General features: G+C 34.6%; 10 protein-coding genes. All 10 read left to right on the top strand.

Annotated features, from left to right (window positions below):
* The first annotated feature begins 98 nt into the window (after nucleotides 1-98).
* The 10 genes from BWZ22_RS10470 (at nucleotide 99) to BWZ22_RS10515 (ending at nucleotide 21,772) form a co-directional block, all read left to right on the top strand.
* Nucleotides 99-965 (top strand): T9SS type A sorting domain-containing protein, encoded by an 867-nt coding sequence (locus BWZ22_RS10470; RefSeq protein ID WP_076699869.1) that lies wholly within the window; start codon nucleotides 99-101, stop codon nucleotides 963-965.
* 131 nt (nucleotides 966-1,096) lie between these two features.
* Nucleotides 1,097-1,411 carry an L-rhamnose mutarotase gene (rhaM, locus tag BWZ22_RS10475; RefSeq protein ID WP_076699870.1) on the top strand — a complete coding sequence of 105 codons (315 nt, stop codon included), beginning with the start codon at nucleotides 1,097-1,099 and terminating at the stop codon, nucleotides 1,409-1,411.
* Between the two features lie 287 nt (nucleotides 1,412-1,698).
* Nucleotides 1,699-4,482 carry an alpha-L-rhamnosidase gene (locus BWZ22_RS10480; RefSeq protein ID WP_076699872.1) on the top strand — a complete coding sequence of 928 codons (2,784 nt, stop codon included), beginning with the start codon at nucleotides 1,699-1,701 and terminating at the stop codon, nucleotides 4,480-4,482.
* A gap of 4 nt (nucleotides 4,483-4,486) precedes the next feature.
* The gene (locus BWZ22_RS10485) at nucleotides 4,487-7,264 is read left to right on the top strand and encodes a glycoside hydrolase family 78 protein (protein WP_076699874.1); all 2,778 of its coding nucleotides are present in this window, start codon (nucleotides 4,487-4,489) and stop codon (nucleotides 7,262-7,264) included.
* Between the two features lie 25 nt (nucleotides 7,265-7,289).
* Complete coding sequence (locus BWZ22_RS10490; protein WP_076699875.1) at nucleotides 7,290-8,792, top strand: sulfatase; 1,503 nt, start codon at nucleotides 7,290-7,292, stop codon at nucleotides 8,790-8,792.
* Between the two features lie 155 nt (nucleotides 8,793-8,947).
* Nucleotides 8,948-10,399 carry a sulfatase gene (locus BWZ22_RS10495; protein WP_076699877.1) on the top strand — a complete coding sequence of 484 codons (1,452 nt, stop codon included), beginning with the start codon at nucleotides 8,948-8,950 and terminating at the stop codon, nucleotides 10,397-10,399.
* Nucleotides 10,400-10,573: 174 nt separating this feature from the next.
* On the top strand, nucleotides 10,574-13,603 hold the full coding sequence (locus BWZ22_RS10500) for a sugar-binding domain-containing protein (protein ID WP_076699878.1): 3,030 nt from the start codon (nucleotides 10,574-10,576) through the stop codon (nucleotides 13,601-13,603).
* A 122-nt stretch (nucleotides 13,604-13,725) separates the two neighbouring features.
* A complete protein-coding gene (locus BWZ22_RS10505; RefSeq protein ID WP_083692298.1) occupies nucleotides 13,726-14,907 on the top strand; it encodes an alginate lyase family protein in 1,182 nt (393 codons plus the stop codon).
* Entirely contained in the window at nucleotides 14,908-18,282 is a 3,375-nt protein-coding gene (locus BWZ22_RS10510) for a glycosyl hydrolase (RefSeq protein ID WP_083692300.1), read from the top strand.
* 10 nt (nucleotides 18,283-18,292) lie between these two features.
* Nucleotides 18,293-21,772 (top strand): glycosyl hydrolase, encoded by a 3,480-nt coding sequence (locus tag BWZ22_RS10515; protein ID WP_083692301.1) that lies wholly within the window; start codon nucleotides 18,293-18,295, stop codon nucleotides 21,770-21,772.
* Nucleotides 21,773-21,782 lie beyond the last annotated feature (10 nt).

Genomic DNA, 21,782 nt, shown 5'->3' on the forward strand with positions numbered 1-21,782 from the left:
ACAGGTCTTTAAATAGATGTTAGTAGCAGGTAAGTGCAGGATGCTAAAACTAATTAATAGTTATAAATTACAGCATTAATTGATTAAAACAATATATTATGAAAAAAATTACATTAAAAATTAGCACATTTTTATTATTTGCCATGTTAGCATTTCAGGTACAGGGGCAAGCATTATGGACTGAGAACGGTGTCTATAAAATTTCAACATCAGGTTTGAGCCCGAATCTTTATATGACAATTAATCTAGAAGCTGCCGAAGGGGATCCTTTTGTAGAATGGCAAGAAGAATTACCAGGTGATGATGAAAAACAACTTTTTACTATAACAGATCATAGAACCCCAGCTTCTCCAGGTTTAATGGAAATTACTGCAAACGTTAATGGTATAGACCTTACCTTGTGTACAGCTGATGATTCAGCTCATCCTGCTCTAACCCTTACTGTTAAACCAGGTAACCCGAAAACTGTAGTAGAAAATTCAGAAGATTATTCGGGGCTAGATCAGTTTCAAAGAAGAAAAACCAAAGTTGATGAAAATGGACTTGCTGATTCTAATGGATCTAACCCAGCAAATGGAAACAATGCATTGTTTTTAAGAAATACACAAGGTACTAATTCAAGATATGGTGTAATTCCATCTGCAGTAGGTGACCCTGTTCAGTTTGATGGAGGAGGAATTGACGTGCTTCAATTCCATTTAGTAGAGTCATTAAGTACTGCAGACTTTGATACAAGTTCTATATTTGTTTCAAATCCTGTAAACAACGCATTAAGTATTAAAGGACTTACTGCTAATGTTAAGCAAGTATCTGTATATTCTTTACTTGGGCAAGAAGTGTTAAGTAGAAAAGTAGATGAACAATCATCTCTTACTATAGATACAAGTGCTTTAACAAGTGGTGTTTATCTTGTTAAAATGCAAGGAGATAGTGGTTCTTATACCAAAAAAATTGTAAAACAGTAAAATAAAACTGTATTTAACATAAGTTTTTTAAAAACATTCTATCTAAACAACAGGTAGAATGTTTTTTTTGTACAAAAAAATTAATCAATTTTCAATAGGATTGAAACTAAAAATAAAAAGTTTTTTACAATATGCAAAGACTAGCATTTAAAATGAAATTAAACAAAGGTCAAAAAGAAGCTTATAAAAAAAGACACAATCAAATATGGCCAGAATTAAAGCAACTACTTAAAGATAGTGGGGTAAGCGAGTATTCAATTTTTTTAGATGAAGAAACAAATACATTATTTGCATTTCAAAAAGTATCTGGAAAAGGAGGTTCACAAGATTTAGCTAATAATGAGATTGTAAAAAAATGGTGGGACTTTATGGCAGATATTATGGAGGTTAACCCAGATAATTCTCCAGTATCTATTCCTTTAGAAGAAGTGTTTTATCTAGAATAATTGTTGTGTTATGCAGTATACAGGATACTGTATGTATATAAGGAGTGTTCTTTCTTTATGAAAAAGAAAAAAATTATGTTAAATACTATGGAATTTAAATATAGCTAAACTTACCATGTACTTGTGTTTACATGCGTTTTTTAATAATTATTTTTATTAAAGTATTATAAAACATGATTCAAAAATTGTTAAATGGGTGTAAATCGAGATAGGGCAGGATAGTTTTACATTAAAAAATCACGACATTGCTTTATTGAATTTATTCTTTAATATTGAGGCCTTGTAAAATGAGTAGTAAACTGCTTTTTTTTAAAGTTAGTTTGTTAATTGTACTTTTAGGATTGCTATCCTGTACAAATAAATTAATAGAGAAACCTGTACTGTTATCAATCTCAGAAGGTTTTGAAAATCCAATGGGATTTTATAATAGCAAGCCAACATTTTCATGGAAATTACCTACTTCAAAACATGTTAAGTTTCAATCGGCCTATCAAATAGTGGTAGCCTCTTCAGAAGATTTATTGCCCAATAACCCCGATATTTGGGATTCTAAAAAGCAAGAAAGTTCACAATCTACTTTTGTGAATTATCAGGGATCTGAGTTACAGTCGCGTCAAAAAGTATATTGGCAAGTAAAATATTGGAATCAAGATAATGAGCCTTCCGAATGGAGTGAAATCAATCACTTTGAATTAGGTTTATTAAAAAATTCAGACTGGAAAGCGCATTGGGTAGGGTTAGATACAGCAAAGGATAGCATTAAAGGCGTACGTAACTTTTTAATGCACAGACCTCAATATTTAAGAAAAGAGTTTGAATTAAATAATCAAGTTGAATCTGCAAGACTTTATATTACAGCCAAGGGGGTTTTTGATGTACATTTAAACGGACAGGATGTAAGCGACGATGTATTGCCACCAGGTTGGACGCCATATAGTCATCGTATAGAAACCTTAACATATAATGTTACTAATTTATTAGAATCTGGACAAAACACCTTAGCTGTAGAATTGGCATCGGGTTGGCATTCAGGAAGAATAAGCAGAGGAAAGGCGCTTTACGAAAATTTCGCCTCGCCAAAAATTCTTTGTCAGTTAGAAGTTACCTTTAAAGATGGTACAAAAAGTACTATAGTTTCAGATGCATCTTGGAAAGGCACAACCAATGGTCCCATAAGATTGGCAGGCCTATATGATGGTGAAGTGTATGATGCCAATCTAGAAATGCCAAAATGGAAAACAAACGCTTTTGATGATTCAAGTTGGAAATCTGTTGAAACTGAAAACATTGTTGATTCGGTAAAACTAGAACCCAAACGCCATGAAACGGTAAAAACAACCGCTGTTTTAGAAGATGCAGAAATTGTTTCGACTACAGAATCTTCAGTAGTTTTCGATATGAAACAAAATATGGTTGGTGTACCAAAAGTACAGGTGCCCATGAAAAAAGGCGATACACTTAGCATTCGTTTTTCAGAAATGTTGTTGTCTGATGGTACGTTTTATACCGAAAATTACCGTTCAGCAAAATCAACCGATTATTACATCGCAGCTCAAGATGGCATTATCGAATACACGCCAAAATTTACCTTCCATGGCTTTCAATTTGTAGAAATATCAGGGTTTGATGCTTCGGTAAGTCCCAATTCAAATTGGATAAAAGGATTGGTGCAGCATTCCGATTTTGAAAAAAATGGAACATTTACCTCTTCTCAAAAAAAATTAAACCAACTGCAAAGCAACATCACTTGGGGTTTACGTGATAATCTTTTGGATATCCCAACGGACTGCCCGCAGCGAGATGAACGCTTAGGATGGACGGGAGATGCTCAAGTGATTTCGCCAACCGCCATGTTTAATTATGATACCCACGCCTTTTGGACCGCTTGGTTACAAAGTATGCGCGAAACACAAAACGAACACGATAATGGTTTAGTGCCATTTATTATTCCAGATGTGCTTCAAAATAACAGTGCTAGTTCTGGGTGGGGAGATGCTTGTGTTATTATTCCATGGGATATTTATAACATCACGGGAGACAAAACCGTATTGGAAGCGAATTTTGAAATGGCCAAAAAATGGGTGGGTTACTACCAATCTAAAGCCAAAGATTATATTCCAAATATTCATTCTTTTGGAGATTGGTTACAGCCTTATCCCGATAAAAACAGAAAAACGGGCAATAGAGGCGATACGCCAAGACTATTTGTAAACACAGCGTATTTTGCGCATTCAGCCCATTTAGTATCCAAAATAGCTGGTGTGCTTGGTAAAACTGATGACCAAAAGAAATATAATGCTTTATATAAAGCTATCGCTACTGCTTTTGAAGAAAAGTTTTTTGATGAAAACGGAAAGTTTAAAAACAAAAAACAAACTCAAACCAGTTATTTACTGGCTATATATTTCGATTTATTAAAACCTGAAACCAAAGAAAAAGCACAAAAACATTTGCTTGAAGAAATAAAAAAAGCCGATAACCATTTAGGTACTGGCTTTTTAGGAACTCCAATATTACCAAAGGTATTGGATGATATGGGTGAGATTGATTTAATGTATAAAATCTTATTTAAAGAAACCTATCCATCGTGGTTTTATTCAATCAATCAAGGCGCCACCACCATGTGGGAACGTTGGAACAGCTATAGTAAAGCAAAAGGGTACAACCCACAAAGTATGAACAGCCTAAACCACTATGCCTACGGAGCTGTTGGCCAGTGGATGTATGAGCGCATTGCTGGTTTAGCAGCATTAGAACCAGGGTATAAAAAATTAAGAATAGCTCCAAAACCAAATACCGATTTTTTAACTGCGGCATCGGCAAGTGTTAATACACCTTACGGAGCAGCATCATCCTCATGGAAAATTGAAAATGGTATATTTTATTTAGAAACAATTATTCCTCCAAACACCACAGCCGAAGTTATTATTCCTTATGGTAAAATCGATAATTTATCGGTTAATGGCAGACTGTTTGAGGAAAGTGCAAACTTAAAAATAGAAAATTCAGATGCTGAATTAGTTAAAATAATAGCTAATCCGGGTACTTATAAATTTCAACTAAACTTTTAATTAAATGTTTTACAAATTCAATTTTAAACACGTTTTTCAAATCTTTATTTGCGTTGTATTTTTCAGTTTAATATCATGTACTGAAAAAGAAAATTTAAAATCAGCTGAAAACTTAACCGTTTCAGAAGGTTTTAAAAATCCTATAGGATTTTATGACGATAAACCTACTTTTTCATGGAAATTACCAGTTACAGAAAAAAATAAAAGACAGTCTGCTTATCATATTGTAGTAGCTAGCAGTCCAGATTTATTACCTAATACACCAGATTTGTGGGACTCTAAAAAACAAGAAACAGACCAATCTACTTGGGTAAAATACAACGGTAAGCCTCTGCAATCGCGCCAAAAAGTATATTGGCAAGTTAAATATTGGAATCAAGACGAAGAAGCATCAGCTTGGAGTGATATAAATTATTTTGAACTGGGCCTACTCGATAATTCTGATTGGAAAGCCAAATGGATTGGATTAGATACGGCAAAAGATAGTATAAGAGGAAGAGGAAAAGTTTTAATCCATAAACCCCAATATCTAAGAAAAGATTTTGAATTATCAAACGATGTGGCTAAGGCAAGACTATACATTACCGCAAAAGGTGTTTTTGATGTGTCTATAAATGGAGAAGACGTAAGTGATGATGCTATGTCTCCAGGCTTTACAACTTATGATAAACGTATTGAAACCTTGACCTACGATGTGACTGATTTAATTGAATCTGGACAAAATACAATTGGTGTAGAACTGGCTTCTGGATGGTATTCAGGGAGGTTGCTTTGGGGGATTACGCCTTGGGATAATACGGTGTCTCCAAAAGTGTTATGTCAATTAGAATTAGAAATGAAAGATGGTTCAAAACAAATTATTGTATCTAATGAGAGTTGGAAAGGTACAACTAATGGACCGCTTCAATTTGCAGAAATTTATGACGGTGAAATTTATGATGCAAATCTAGAACTACCAAACTGGACAACCAATCATTTTGATGATAAAAACTGGAAACAGGTTGAAGTTGCTGCTCTTGACAATAACGTGAAATTAGAACCTAAACGTCATGACCCAGTAAAAGGCAAAATAGAATTACAACCTAAAGAAATTATAAAAAAAGAAGGCACGGTAATTTTTAATATGCAACAGAATATGGTAGGTGTACCATTAGTGAAGGTGCCAATGAAAAAAGGAGATACCCTTAAAATTAGATTTGCTGAAATGTTGTCGCCAGATGGAACGTTTTACACTAAAAATTACCGTAGCGCACATTCAACAGATTACTATATAGCAGCCAAAGATGGAGAAATAGTATATAAACCCAAATTTACTTTTCATGGTTTTAGTTATGTAGAATTAAGTGGTTTTGACACTTCAAAAGAGCCCTCAAAAGATTGGGTAAAAGGTATTGTTCTTTATTCCGATTTTGATGATAATGGTACGTTTACTACTTCTCATGAAAAACTAAATCAATTGCAGAGTAATATCGTTTGGGGTTTGCGCGGAAACTTTCTTGACATTCCAACAGACTGCCCGCAGCGTGATGAACGTTTAGGTTGGACTGGTGATGCTCAAGTATTCGGTCCTACATCTATGTTTAATGCCGATGTTTATAAATTTTGGGCCAGTTGGTTGCAAAGCGTTCGTGAAGCGCAACTAGAGAACGGAGCTATACCATGGACCGTTCCAGATGCTAGAGGTAATAAAATTGCAAGTTCTGGCTGGGGAGATGTGTGTACCATTATTCCGTGGAAAATATATATGCGTACCGGAGATATTGGTTTTTTAGAAGATAATTTTGAAATGATGAAATCTTGGGTGGCACACCATGAGATGAAATCTAGAAACTATATTTCCAAGATGGGGTTTTTTGGGGATTGGCTGCAACCACATCCTGAAAATGGTGATAATCGAGGAGATACAAATCTTTCTTTAATCGGAACTGCATTTTTTGCACATTCAGCACAATTAACGGCAAAAACAGCAGAAGTTCTTGGGAAAACAGAAGAGCAGGCAAAATATGAAGCACTTTACAAAGAGGTTGCTAAAGCGTTTGATGAAAAGTATTTTGATGAAACAGGTAAAGTGAAAGGTGTTGCCGAAACACAAACCTCATACTTATTGGCTTTGGCATTCGATTTATTACCAGAACCTAAAATTAAAAATGCACAAGCTAATTTACTTAGAAAACTTAAAGAGGCCAACAATCATTTGCGAACAGGGTTTTTGGGTACGCCATTATTATCTCAAGTTTTAGATGAGATGGTTGAAATTGATTTGATGTATAAGTTACTGTTTAACGAAACCTATCCATCTTGGTTTTATTCTATTAACCAAGGGGCAACCACCATTTGGGAACGCTGGAATAGTTACAGTAAAACCGAAGGTTTCAACCCTCAAAACATGAATAGTTTAAATCACTATGCTTATGGAGCTATCGGTGAGTGGATGTATGAGCGTATTGGAGCAATAGCGCCAAAAGAAGCAGGTTATAAAACAATTAGAATTGCGCCAATTCCAGGTGGCCCATTAACATCTGCAGCAGCTAGTTTAAATACTCCCTACGGAAAAGTGTCATCTTCATGGAAAATTGAAGATGACGAATTTAAATTAGAAGTAGTTATTCCCCCAAATACTTCATCAGAAATAGAAATTCCTGCAGATACATCTAAAGTATTGAATGTAAACAATGCTGTTTTTGAAGAAAATGAAAACTTAAAATTAATAAACAAAACAGAAAATGCCTATATAGTATTGGCGCATCCAGGTACATACATTTTCACAACAAAAATTAAATAATAATCCAAAGAGAAATATAGAAATAATGAAAGTTAAATTGTTTTCAACTATATTATTAGTTGCTTCGTTAGCGCTTTCTGGTTGTAAAAATGAAGTAAAAACAACCATTGAGACGGCTTCAGAGAATTCAGAATCTAAAAAACCAAACATTGTATATATTCTTACAGACCAATGGCGAGGTTCTGCTTTGGGGTATGCCGGAAACCCAGATGTAAAAACACCAAATTTAGATGCCTTTGCTAAAGAATCTGTAAATTTTAAAAATGCCGTTTCGGTTACCCCAGTTTGTACACCACATAGAGCAGCTTTACTTACAGGAAGGTTTCCTACTACTACAGGTATGTTCTTAAATGACTTATATATGCCTGCGGAAGAATTAACTATGGCAGAAATTTATAAAGAAGCAGGCTACAATACTGCTTATTGGGGTAAATGGCATTTAGATGGTCATGGTAGATCTACTTTTATACCTAAAGAAAGACGACAAGGGTTTGAATTCTGGAGAGCCTTAGAATGCTCTCATAACTACACTAAAATGCCTTATTATGATAATGATGACTCAGAATTAAAATATTGGGAAGAGTATTCACCTTTCGCCATAGCAAAAGATGCCAATAAATATTTAGAAATCCATGCTAAAGATAAAACGCCCTTTTTAGCGTTCATTTCAATAGCAACACCACATTATCCTCACAATAGTGCTCCAAAAAAATACAAGGATATGTATCCGCCAGAAGAATTAATATTGAACCCAAATGTAACTAAAGACCAAGAGGAAAGAAGCAGAAAAGAATTACAAGGATATTATGCGCATATTACAGCTACCGACGAAGCTATTGGGCGCATATTAAATAAAATTAAAGAACTAGAACTTACCAAAAATACAATTATAGTCTTTTCGTCAGATCATGGCGAAATGATGGGCGCACATGGCGTTAAAGCTTTTACCAAACAATTGGCTTGGGACGAATCTATACGTGTACCATTCCTAATCAGTTATCCTTCAATTGGAGAGCATAAAGGTAAAACAGTCAACGCACCATTAACAACTCCAGATATTTTACCATCCCTTTTAAGTTTATCAAATATTGAGATTCCAGAAACCATAGAAGGTGAAAATCTAGCTAAGTTAATTAAAAATCCAAACTCAGAAGCCGATCGTGCAGCCTTAGTTATGAACGTTGCGCCTTTTGGAGCCAATTATAACGACCCTCCATATCGAGGTATTAGAACCAAACAATACACTTATGCAATAACACCAGATGGACCATGTATGTTGTATGATAATGTAAAAGACCCATACCAACAAAATAACCTTTTGGGAAAACCAGAATATGCCAAACTTCAACAAGATTTAGATACTAAGCTACATGCCAAACTTAAAATAATAGGCGACCAAATAAGACCAAGAGATTACTATTTAAAAAAATGGAATTATAAATTAAGTATGGATAGAAAAGCCATAGATTGGTGGAGTTTTAATAAAGGTAAAGGCGTAGTACAGTCGCCCAAACCAATTATTAATTAAATAAGTTTTTGGCGTTACCACAAGGGTCGGGCTTTCGGCAGTCGCTCTCTGCGAGGAGCTTCAACAAATGCCTCAATCCCTAACGCGGTCTCAGTCTGCCAAAGCATGTTTTAAACGCTAACAATACAATAGTCAGTACACTAAAACAGTTTTAAATGAAAAAACTAATTCTTATAATTTGCGTTATTTGTGGAGTTTTAAATATTTCCGCACAAAGTGAAAAACCAAACATCCTCATTTTTTATGTCGACGATTTAAGAGCAGAACTAGGTTGCTATGGAAGTAAAACAGCAATAACACCAAATATTGATAAATTGGCTTCAGAAGGTGTTATGTTCAACAAAGCATATACTCAACAGGCCATTTGCGCGCCTTCACGAATGAGTACATTAACGGGTTTACGACCAGAAACATTGGGAATTTACAGTATTTTTACACCACTGCGTAAAGTACATAAAGATGTGGTAACCATGCCACAACTTTTTAAAGATAATGGGTACAAAACAGTAAGTATTGGTAAAGTATATCATCATTCTATAGATGATAAAACCAGTTGGACACATCATTTTCCTAAAGAACCAAATAGTTATGTTAAGCCAGAAAATATAGCATTAATGGAACGCCTAAAAGCAGAGGGTGTTAAACCATTAAAAGGACCAGCCTTTGAAGATGCAGATGTAGCAGACGAAGCATACAAAGATGGGCGAGCAGCAACATATGCTATTCAAACTCTTAACCAAATTAAGGATGATAAATTTTTAATGATTGTAGGATTAAGCAAACCACACTTACCTTTTAATGCACCCAAAAAATATTGGGATTTATACAATAAAGATGATTTCAAGGTGCCTTCTAGAGAAAAGCCTGAAGGAATGTATAGACTAGCACTAAGTAAATGGGGTGAACTTAAAGGGTATTACGGCATACCAAAAGATGGAGATTTAAATAATGATTTAACACAAACTTTAATTCATGGCTACCATGCTTGTGTAAGTTATATAGATGCTCAAGTAGGTAAAGTAATGCATGCATTAGAAGATTTAGATTTGCGAAAAAACACCATGGTTATTTTTATGAGTGATCATGGTTATAAAATAGGTGAATATGGCGCCTGGTGTAAGCACTCTAACATGGAAATTGATGTTAGAGTACCTCTAATTGTAAGTAGAGAAACAGATTATAAAAATAGAGTAGCAGGAAAAACATCAAATGCTTTGGTTGAGAACGTTGATATTTTTCCAACATTAGTTGATTTATGTGGTATAGAAGCACCTAAATCAGATGGAAAAAGTATACTTCCTGTTATTGATAATCCAACTAAAAAATGGGATGACGTCGCTACAAGTGTCTATCCAAGAGGAAATAAAATTATGGGGTGTACAGCCACAGATGGCAATTGGCGTTATACTGAATGGAGAGATGCTAATACCCATGAAATTCTAGCTGGCGAACTATATCAGCATAAAAACAGTTTGTTGTCTTTAGAAAACCTATATGGAAATCCAAAATATGCTTCAGTAGAAAAACGGATGAAAACACTTTTGGAACCCCAATTTCCTAGAAACGCAAAACCTTTTTTGCAAAACGATATCCCGAGAAAAAAATAAAAGAATTGTATTAAAATATATAGCCAGAGCTCAATAATAATTATTTTAAAATCACAATTAATAATTGTATAGTATTTTTTTATAAAACACATGGTAGTGCAGGATACTACAGGATTAATTTATCGCTCGTATAAGTTATGTTTGTTATGATTCTTTCTATTACAAAACAAACCAATGAAAAATAGCCTAACTATACTTCTATTTGTTATCTATATAGCTTTCGGCTATGCACAACGTACAGAAATTAACTTCAATAATAACTGGCGATTTATCCTAGAGGATGACCCATCATTTTCAAAAGAAAATCTAGATGATTCGTCATGGAAAACTTTAAATGTTCCGCATGATTGGTCTTTCGAGAAAGGTGTTCGTAAAGGTGGCGATCAAGGTCAAGGCGGTGGGTATCATGATGGTGGAATTGGTTGGTACCGTAAACAGTTTAATGTAGAAAAAAATAATCTTTCTAAAACCACTTATATTAATTTTGATGGGGTTTATATGAATAGTGAAGTCTGGGTAAATGGTAATTATTTAGGTAAAAGGCCTTACGGTTATATCAGTTTTAGATATGATATTTCAAAGTTCCTAAAAGAAGGAAAAAATACAGTTGCCGTAAGAGTTGATAATAGTTTAGAACCTTCAGCACGTTGGTATCACCCATGTGGTATTTATGCGCCCGTTCGGTTAATCTTGGTAAATCCAGTTCATTTTAAACCCAATTCTATTTTTATAACAACACCTTCCGTTTCAGAAGATAAAGCCACAGTAATCATCAATGCAGAAATTAATGGGCGTAAAACAGAATTAAATTACGAGGTGAGTTTATTTACTGCAGAAGGCAAACTGTTAAACTCAAAAATAGAGAAGATAAATTCAAATAAAACAAGTATAGAATTAACAGTAGATAACCCTAATTTATGGAGTCCAGAAACACCAATTTTATATAAAGCGGTAACTAGAATTATAGATAGTAAAAACGTTGTTGATGAAGTAGAAACTACTTTTGGTTTTAAAACAGTAAAATGGGACACAGCAACTGGTTTTTGGTTAAATGGAGAAAATATAAAGCTAAAAGGTGTTTGCGAACATTGGGAAGGCGGACCTGTTGGTGGGGCATGGACTAAACCCATGTTACGTTGGAAATTACAATCTTTAAAAGATATGGGCATCAATGCCATTCGTCCGTCACACAACCCAACACCACCCATGTTTTACGATATCTGCGATGAAATAGGTTTGCTGGTCATGGACGAAATTTTTGATGGTTGGCACAAAAAAGCACCTCAAGATTATGGCAAACAAGCCTTTGATGAATGGTGGCAACGTGATGTAAAAGAGTGGATTACCAGAGACCGAAATCATCCTAGTATTTTCGTTTGGAGTTTAGGGAATGAAACCCACAGCGATATCGCTCCAGAATTGGTGAAATTTGGTAAAAGTTTAGACCCAATGAGATTATTTACTTCAGGAGCAGGCAATCCAGAAGATATGGATATTATTGGTATCAATGGTGGTTCGGAAACAAAATCTTTTATAGAAAACAGAATCTTTGATAAACCATTTATTTCTACTGAAGCACCCCACACTTGGCAAACGCGTGGTTATTACAGAACACAAACTTGGTGGCGAGATAATGAGTTGCCAGGAACTTATGAGTTACCTAATCTAACCGATAAAGAAATTTTCTTTTATGAAGGCTTAAACCCAAAAGATTGGAAAAATAGAAAGCAACGTTTTAACTCGTCTTACGATAATGCTACAGTTAGAGTTTCTGCAAGAAAATATTGGGAGGTCGTACGTGATAATCCATGGCATAGTGGGCACTTCCGTTGGACTGGTTTTGATTATTATGGAGAAGCAGGTTTAGTACATGGAGGTTTACCGTTTAATTTATTTATGGGGGGTGCCATAGACGTTGCTGGATTTAAAAAAGATTTATACTATTTCTATCAAAGTCAGTGGACCCATGAACCTATGATTCATATGTTACCGCATTGGACGCATCCAAGGATGAAAAAGCGAACCCTAATTCCTGTTTGGGTATATTCCAATGCCGATGAAGTAGAACTATTTTTAAACGGAAAATCACTAGGAAAAGATAAACCAGGTACTATCTGGAATGAAATGCAATGCGAATGGATGGTGCCTTATAAAGAGGGAACCCTTAAAGCTATAGCTTATAAAGATGGAAAGGAAGTAAAACAAACCTCATTTACCACGAGTAAGCAACCTTCAAAATTAAACACTACTTTAAAGAAATTAAAAGCCGAAGATGGATTTGCAGCAAGCTATATTTTAACATCTGAAAGTGTAGATAAACATAATAATTTCTATCCTTATGGAGAAAATAAAGTGTATTACAACATACAAGGCGATTTAAAAAAAGTATCCATTGAAAACGGTAACCCCATAGACCCTACAAGCAGAACAAAAACCAATTTTAGAAGTCTGTTTTTTGGTAAATCCAGATTGTTTTTAGAAGAACAAGAAAATGCTAAAAACGCTTCAATAATTACAGGAGCTATTTTAGGTGATAAAGCCTTATATATTTCCAATAAGATTACTATTAATGTTGAACAAATTCCTGTTTTAGGAAACCCTAAAACTTCAAATTTCGAAATTAAATATACTGTTGATGGAAGCGACCCAGAAAGTAACGGATTGGTTTATTCAAAACCGTTTAAAGTTTCAGACGGCACAACTGTAAAAGTTGTGGTGAAACAACTTGGTAAAACTGTACTTACTATGGAAGAGCGTTTCGGGAAAAACGAAGGTTTGTTTTGGGGAGATGAACATTCTGCCGACATGTGGATTGGTAGAGGTGTTAACATTGCTGCTGAAGATGGTATCCTTGAAGGTGGAGCAAAGATAAGTGATGATGCACGCAGGTATAAAGGAAGCGGTTTTGTAAGATTCGATGGAAAGGAAGGCGCAGTTACCTTCTATCAAGAAAATGACGGTGAAGCTGGAGATTATAGCATCCGTTTTAGATACATGCACAATAATGAAGGGGAATTACACCCTATGAAATTATATGTGAATGACGAATACATCAGAACCTTAGAATTTAAGCCAACTGGTGGTTGGGAAAAAGAGTGGCGGTTCGTGCCTACTATTATCAATTTAAAGGCTGGTGCGAATAACATTAAGATAGAAACTACAGGAGAAAGTGGTCCCTATATTGATGAAATGTTTATAGATTAATCTTATAAATAAATCATGACGGTTGTTTACGTTATTGTGGTTTTATTGGTGGTGAACATTTTACTATTTAAGTTTAGCACTAATAAAGATGGCAAGTAAATCAACTTTATTATTAAGTATTTATGAAGAATATGTTAGTTTTTTACACAAAAGTAGTAGTTGTGTTTTTTATAAGCGCATACAATTTTATTAATGCACAACAGAGTAGTAAAAACGTTTACATTATAGAATATGAAGTATTAGAAGCGCAGCAATTACTAATTAAAGCAGGCGAAGAAAAAGCTGTTGAAAGTTACAATAACTTAATCAAACAAGCCAATAAATTATTAAATATTGAAGGGTTTTCTGTAGTTAATAAAGAAGGAGTTCCGCCTAGTGGTAACAAACACGATTATATGAGTATTGGTCCGTATTGGTGGCCAAATCCAGAAACCCAAAATGGTTTGCCTTATATTAGAAAAGATGGTGAAATAAATCCCGAAACTCGAAATAATTTTACAGCAAATGCAAATTTTCTTTCAGCTGTAAATACCTTAACGAAAGCTTATTATTATACCAATGAAAATAAATATGCCGATAAAAATTTAGAATTAATACAAACATGGTTCTTAGATGCGGATACCAAAATGAACCCTAATGTTAATTATGGGCAGTACGTTCCAGGGAAATCAGAAGGAAGATGCTTTGGTATCATTGAATTTGGAGACATTACCAATGTGCTGAAATTTTTAGAGCTAGCAAAAGATAGAAACATACTAGACAAAAAGACAGAAGAAGGCATGGTTAACTGGTTTACCGATTATAGTAATTGGTTAAAAAACAGTAAGCTAGGTAAGGAAGAAGCCACCCGAAAGAACAACCATGGAACCAATTATGATGTGCAACTGCTAAGCATTTTATTGTATTTAAATAGGGTTGAAGAGGTCAAAGCATATTTGTCAACCACAACCAAATCCAGAATTTTTAGTCAGATTGAACCCGATGGAAGCCAACCCTTAGAATTAGCAAGAACCAAATCATTTTCTTATTCGGTTATGAATTTACATGCCTTTTTAGAATTGGCACGTTTGGGGCAAAAAGTAGGGGTGAATCTTTGGAATGCAACTTCAGAAGACGGTAGAAGCATAAAAAAAGGATATCAATATATGTTGCCTTATGTAACCAACGAAAAAAAATGGGAATACAAACAGATAAAAGATATAAAGCATTCTAGAGAAAAATTTATAGCCGATTTAAATAAAGCACGTAAACTATTTAAAGAAGATGCTTTTGATGAAGTATTAGAACAATTGAATCAAAAATAAATGAAAAATATAACATGCCTCTTTTTAATAGCATTATGTTTTTGTTTCAGTAATTGCACTGAAAAGAAAAAGGAGCGTCAACTTTTAACTTTAGAAGAAGGTTTTAAAAATCCGCCACAAGCATCAAAACCCAGAACGTGGTATCACATCAATAGCGGAAATGCTTCTAAAGAAGGCTTTACCAAAGATTTAAAAGCCATAAAAGAAGCTGGTATTGGTGGTGTTTTGGTGTTTAATGTATCTATGGGATTACCAGAAGGCGATGTAAAATACAACTCACAAGAACATCGTGATATTTTAACCCACGCAGCCAAAGAATGTGAGAAATTAGGATTGAGTTTTGGAGTACATAACTGTGATGGCTGGACCTCTAGTGGTGGGCCTTGGGTGACCCCAGAAAACGCCATGAAAGTTGTGGTAAATAGTCAGGTGATTGTTAAAGGAGGTAAAGCAATTAACGTAAAATTGCCACAACCACCAGCAAGACATAACTATTACAAAGATATTGCTGTTTTGGCATATCCATCGTTAGAAACCGAATTGATTGATGAGAATGTAAATCCTATAATCACCTCTTCAGATAAAAGTTTTAAAGTAGCCTTAGCCACGGACAAACAAACCAATACACACGCAGATTTAAAAGCAAAAGGTTGGGTGCAATTCGATTACGGAAAAGCACACACCATCCAATCAATGAATGTATTTATCAATAAACGTAAAGGACGATTAACTTTGTTAAAATCTGATGATGGTGTTCATTTTACAGTAGCTCATAAGCCAAGAGAAGAACGTATTGGTAAAGATGAATGTTATTTCTACGAAAGCTTTAAACCAGTTACAGCCCGTTATTTTAGAATACAAACCGAAATGGATGCAGGTATTTATGAGATGCAACTTTCCGCAAGTCCTGTTTTAGGAAATATAATGGAGTACACGTCTTATAGAAAAAATAGACGCCCAATTGGAAATATCGATGCAAAAGCATTCATTAAAAAAGAAGATATTATCATTTTAACAGATAAAATGGATGCCAATGGTGTTTTAAAAACAACATTGCCAAAAGGAAATTGGACCATTATACGTTTTGGTTTTACGGCTTCTGGAGCCACTAACGAACCGTCTTCAGATGAAGGTAAAGGTCTTGAAGTAGATAAATTCAGTAAAAAAGCGTTGAAAGTACATTACGATGCCTTTGTAGGGAAATTGGTAGAACAAGCAAAAGTTGATGCGCCAAATGCCTTGCAATATGTAGAAATAGATAGTTATGAAGTTGGACCACAAAACTGGACAGACGACATGGAGAAACTATTCCAAGAACGTTTTGGTTACGATTTCACTCCTTTTTTATTAATGTATGCAGGTAAAAGCGTTGAAAATAAAGAAACTGTTGAAGCTGTTTTTTGGGATATGAAACAATTGGTAAGCGATTTAATGGTAACCAATTATTTCGATTATTTCACAGAATTATGTCATCAAGACGGATTAATATCTTACATAGAGCCTTATGGATTTGTGGGGCCTTTTAATAGTTTAGATGCTGGTAGAAATGCCGATATTCCTATGGGTGAGTTTTGGTTAGGGAAACCTAACAATCATAAACGAGCAGCAGTATCTTCGGGTCATATTTATGGAAAAAACGTAATTTCTGCAGAAGCCTTTACAAGTACCAAATTAAACTGGGGCTTTCATCCGGCTTTAGCCAAACAAAAAGGAGATTACGAATGGACAAATGGAATCAATGAATATATGTTTCATCGTTTTGCGCATCAATCCAATACCCACGTAAAACCAGGAATGAGTATGAGTTTTGTGGGGTCTCATATTGATAGAACACAAACCTGGTGGGATAACGCAGGCCCAGAGTGGTTCAATTATTTAGCAAGAGGTTCGTTTATGTTACGTCAAGGAAATCCAGTACTAGATGTGTTGGTTTTTGTGGGTGATAGAGCACCAAGTCACGTTATTCACGCCAACCAAATGCGGCCAAAACTTCCAGCGGCTTATAAATACGATTGTGTAAATTCTGATGTAATTGTAAATAGACTAACAGTAGAAAACGGAAAATTAAAATTACCTAATGGCATTACGTATAATGCTTTGGCTTTGCAGCGACATGATATCATCAACCTAGAAACTTTAAGAGGTATTCATAAACTATCACAACAAGGCGCATTAATTGTTGGTAAGAAACCCAAAAAATTAGGTGGGTATAACATTTCCAAAGAAATGGAAGCTGAATTTGATGCTTTAGTAAAAGATATTTGGTCTAACGAAAGAACTTATAGTAATGTAGATTGGGAGGGAATTTTTAAAGCAAACAACATTCACAAAGATTTAATTGTAGAAGGGCAACCCGATTTTAATTTTTACCACAGACGTACTGATAATGAAGATATTTATTTTGTTTACAATCATAATTTAACAGAAGCTGATACACTAAATTGTAGCTTTTTAGTAGAAGGAAAAGTACCCGAACTTTGGAATGCAGAAACTGGAGAAATTACAAGGTTAGTAGAGTACACCAATAAAAATGGAAGAACTGATATTTCCATTCCATTACACCCTCAAGAATCGGTTTTTGTAGTCTTTAAAGACCCGAAAGAAAAACAACCTAAAGTTACTTATACAGAATCTAATGATTTGCCAAAACCTACGTTCAGTTTAGACAGTGACAATAATTTACAGGCCGAAGTTTATGCAAATGGAAACTACACTGCAAAAATAAATGATTTAGAAAATTGGACTATAGAGGTAAACGATATTCCAAATCCTATCCAAATTAAAGGCAATTGGGAAATCAATTTTAGAGAACAAGACTTTTACAAGGCCACGATACAAACAGACAAATTGTTTGATTGGACCACCCATAAAACAGAACAAATAAAACATTATTCTGGAACAGCCATTTACAAAACAACCTTCAACATAGAAAAAGGAATGTTGCAATCCGATAGACAATTTCAACTCAATTTAGGAAAAGTAAATGTTATTGCAAAAGTTATTTTAAATGGAAAAGAAGTTGGTGTAAGTTGGATATCACCACATTCTTTAAATATAACGACAGCTCTAAAAGAGGGTGAAAATATTTTAGAAATTCAAGTCACCAATCAATGGACTAACCGTTTAATTGGTGATGAAAAATTACCCAACCAAACAGGATACGAGGTCAGACGTGGTAGCCCAAGTTATAATGCTAGAGATGAAAATGGAAAAATTAAAAAAATGCCAGATTGGTATAGGAATAATCAACCACTTCCAGAAGGGCCTCGTAAAACATTCAGTGCCTATTCCTTTCAAAAAGCAACTGATGAACTGTTACCCTCTGGATTACTAGGGCCTGTAACGATTTCTACATCAAAAATTATAAAAAAGTAATTACAGTGTCATGAAAAATATAACATGCCTCTTTTTAATAGCATTTTGTTTTTGTTTTACTAATTGCACTGAAAAAGAAGAAGGTGTAACATTAGAATCCGGATTCCAAAATCCACCAAACCAAGCTAAAGCAAGAACCTGGTGGCATTGGATAAGTGGTAACGTTTCTAAATCTGGCATAACCAAAGATTTAGAAGCCATGAAACAAGTGGGCATTCAAGAAGCACAATTGTTTAATGTGCATTTAGGATTTCCAAAAGGACCTGTAAAATATTTAAGCGAGGAGTGGCTAGATTTATTCAAATTTTCGGCAGAAGAAGCCAAACGTTTAGGGTTAGAATTGTCATTTCATAATAGTGCGGGTTGGTCGTCTAGTGGAGGGCCTTGGGTTACTCCCGAAAACGCAATGCAAACGGTGGTTTTTAGTAAAATTGAAGTTAAAGGCAATCAAAATTTTAAGGGTAAATTACCACAGCCAAAAACGAAATTTAACTATTATAAAGACATAGCTGTTTTGGCTTTTCCAAAACCAAAAGAAACTCAAAAAATTGATGGCTTAGATTATAAAATATTATCAGAACGTATTCGAAATCATTTATTACCAGACACTAAAAATATTTCCGAGAATGCTGTTATTTCAAAAGAAGCGGTAATCAATTTATCAGAAAAAGTTTCTAATGATGGGGTTTTAAATTGGAATGCCCCAAAAGGAGATTGGATTGTTTTACGATTTGGTCACACGCCAATTGGAACAACAAACCGGCCTGCTCCTGCAGAAGGTAAAGGGTTGGAAGTTGATAAAATGAGTAAAACCGCAGTTGATGCCTATTGGAACGGTGGAGTGCAACCTATTATTGATAAGTTAGGAGATTTAATCGGAACTACTGTAAATAATTGCTTAATTGATAGTTACGAAGTAGAAACAACCAATTGGACAGCTGGTTTTGAAAAGCAATTCGAGAATTTAAGAGGCTACAATTTAACGTCATATTTACCAACCTTAGCGGGGTATTATGTGGATAGTGGCGAAATATCAGAGCGTTTTTTGTGGGATTTTAGAAGAACTATTGGCGATTTAATCGCAGAGAATTATTACGCACATTTCGCAGAGTTATGCCATAAAAACAACTTGAAATTTTCTGTAGAACCGTATTGGGGACCTTTTGATAATATGCAAGTCGGCGCCACTGGTGATATTGTGATGTGTGAGTTTTGGAGTGGGGGCTATCCGTTTTTTGATTCTTCTAAATTCGTGTCTTCTATAGCGCATTTAAATGGTAGTGCTATTGTTGGTGCAGAATCTTTTACAGGAATTGGTGGTTGGGACGAGCATCCTGCACAACTAAAATCGATAGGCGATAGAGCTTGGGCAGAGGGCATTACAAGATTTATTTTCCATACCTATGTGCATCAACCTTGGGATGTGGCTCCCGGTTTAGAATTGAGTTATCACGGTACAGATTTTAACCGATTAAATACCTGGTGGTCGCAGGGAAAAGCCTATATGGATTATATAGCTCGCTCGCAATATTTGTTGCAACAGGGAAAAAATGTAGCTGATGTTTTAGTATTTACTGGAGAATCATCACCAAATACCGCATTTTTAAAGCCAGAAATTAAACACATGGGTTTTGATTATGATTTGATTGGGGCTAATAAATTGAAAGATCTAACTGTTAAAGATGGAACAATTTACTCTTCAGTTGGAAATACTTATAAAGTGTTGGTATTGCCAGAATCTCATTTCATAAAACCAGAAACCTTAAAAAAAGTAAAAGAATTGGTTGCTGGTGGTGCAAAAGTAATTGGAAAGAAGCCTTCGCAATCGCCAAGTTTAACCGATTATCCAAATTGCGATAATGAGGTTAAAACCTATGTTGATGAATTATGGGAAACAGGTTTGATAAAAGACATTTCTATTGAAGCTGTTTTAAGTGAGCAAACACCAGATTTTAAAATAGAAAGTAGCGATAAAACAGATTTAAGTTTCATCCATAGAAAAACAAATGATGCCGATATTTATTTTATCGCCAATGCTAGAAAGGAAGCCAGAGAAATTACAGCACGTTTTCGAGTTTCAGGAAAACAACCAGAACTCTGGAACGCAGAAAAAGGAACCATAAAGGATTTGGTGGTCTTTAGTGAAAATTTAGATGGAACAACAACAGTTCCTTTGCAATTAGGCATGGAAGAATCGGTTTTCATTGTCTTTCAGAAGGATTCAAATTCTAATCATATCGTTTCGGCTTCAGTAGAATTAGAACCTTTAGAACCAGAACCGCTTTCGAATTTAGAAATTGTAAAAGCCGAATACGGAACATTTCTGCAAGAAGGTTTAATCGATCTTACAGACCAAGTAAATAATGCCATAAAAGGTGGAAAACTAGACTTTAAAATGTCTCGTGCGTTTTGCGATTGCGATCCTGCCATGGGCTACAAAAAAGAGTTTAGAATGGAATATCAAATTGGTGATACCAAACATCAAATTTATGCTGAAGAGCGAGAGCATATTGCTGTTGATGCCGGAAATAAAAAGCTAAAAGTGTTAAAGGCTGTCTTCGGAAAATTTAAAGCAGAAACCAAAGGCATTCCTCAAAATTATAAAACCTTTGAGGTTACTGATAAAATTAAAGATTTAGTTTCAAACAATACGTTTGAGATTTTAGTTTCTAATGAATTGATAGATAATAAAATTCCAGAAGGTGATAAAACAGCCTTAAAAATTACATACAAAACAGATGGTGAAGAACGCACGATGTTCATTCCTCAAGGTCAAATTTTAAAACTATCAAAAGACACACCAAAATCTAAGTTCGTTTATAAAGGGAATGATATCAATTGGGTAACTCCATATCCAGGTAAAATAACTTTTGAAGATGCTTCTGGAGAAACAAAAACAGCTAAAGTAACTTCAATACCAACTCCTATTGATTTATCAAATTTATGGGAAGTTGAATTTTCCGTAGCTTCAGAAAAAAATATAAATGAAACGTTTAATGCGTTAATATCTTGGTCAAATCATAAAGACGAACGTATTCAACACTTTTCAGGAACAGCAACTTATACAAAAGCATTTGAATTGTCTGATGATTTACTTCAAAATAATGATAAAGGTTTAGAACTCGATTTAGGAAGTGTTGCCGTAATTGCAGAAGTAAGCATCAATGGAAAAAAAGTAAGTACTTTATGGAAACCACCTTTTAGAACCAATATTGATGGTTTTGTAAAAAAAGGCAAAAATATCTTAGAGGTTAAAGTGACCAATTTATGGCCAAACAAATTAATTGGCGATGAAAATTTGCCTTTAGATTATGAACGTAAAGGAGATAAAATAAAAAAACTACCAGACTGGTTATTAAATGATACCAAACGACCCAGTAAACGAACCACGTTTCCGTCTTGGAAACATTGGAGTAAAGATGATGAATTATTAACCTCCGGTTTGTTAGGCCCTGTTAAGATTCATGTTTTTCATTATCAGAAATTATAAATAAAATTAA

The sequence above is a fragment of the Seonamhaeicola sp. S2-3 genome (genome assembly GCF_001971785.1).
Taxonomy (GTDB): domain Bacteria; phylum Bacteroidota; class Bacteroidia; order Flavobacteriales; family Flavobacteriaceae; genus Seonamhaeicola.

Bases quoted from the DNA above. Each gene is read 5' to 3' on its own strand.
- BWZ22_RS10470 (WP_076699869.1), top strand. From the start codon at position 99: ATGAAAAAAATTACATTAAAAATTAGCACATTTTTATTATTTGCCATG.
- rhaM (WP_076699870.1), top strand. From the start codon at position 1,097: ATGCAAAGACTAGCATTTAAAATGAAATTAAACAAAGGTCAAAAAGAA.
- BWZ22_RS10480 (WP_076699872.1), top strand. From the start codon at position 1,699: ATGAGTAGTAAACTGCTTTTTTTTAAAGTTAGTTTGTTAATTGTACTT.
- BWZ22_RS10485 (WP_076699874.1), top strand. From the start codon at position 4,487: ATGTTTTACAAATTCAATTTTAAACACGTTTTTCAAATCTTTATTTGC.
- BWZ22_RS10490 (WP_076699875.1), top strand. From the start codon at position 7,290: ATGAAAGTTAAATTGTTTTCAACTATATTATTAGTTGCTTCGTTAGCG.
- BWZ22_RS10495 (WP_076699877.1), top strand. From the start codon at position 8,948: ATGAAAAAACTAATTCTTATAATTTGCGTTATTTGTGGAGTTTTAAAT.
- BWZ22_RS10500 (WP_076699878.1), top strand. From the start codon at position 10,574: ATGAAAAATAGCCTAACTATACTTCTATTTGTTATCTATATAGCTTTC.
- BWZ22_RS10505 (WP_083692298.1), top strand. From the start codon at position 13,726: ATGAAGAATATGTTAGTTTTTTACACAAAAGTAGTAGTTGTGTTTTTT.
- BWZ22_RS10510 (WP_083692300.1), top strand. From the start codon at position 14,908: ATGAAAAATATAACATGCCTCTTTTTAATAGCATTATGTTTTTGTTTC.
- BWZ22_RS10515 (WP_083692301.1), top strand. From the start codon at position 18,293: ATGAAAAATATAACATGCCTCTTTTTAATAGCATTTTGTTTTTGTTTT.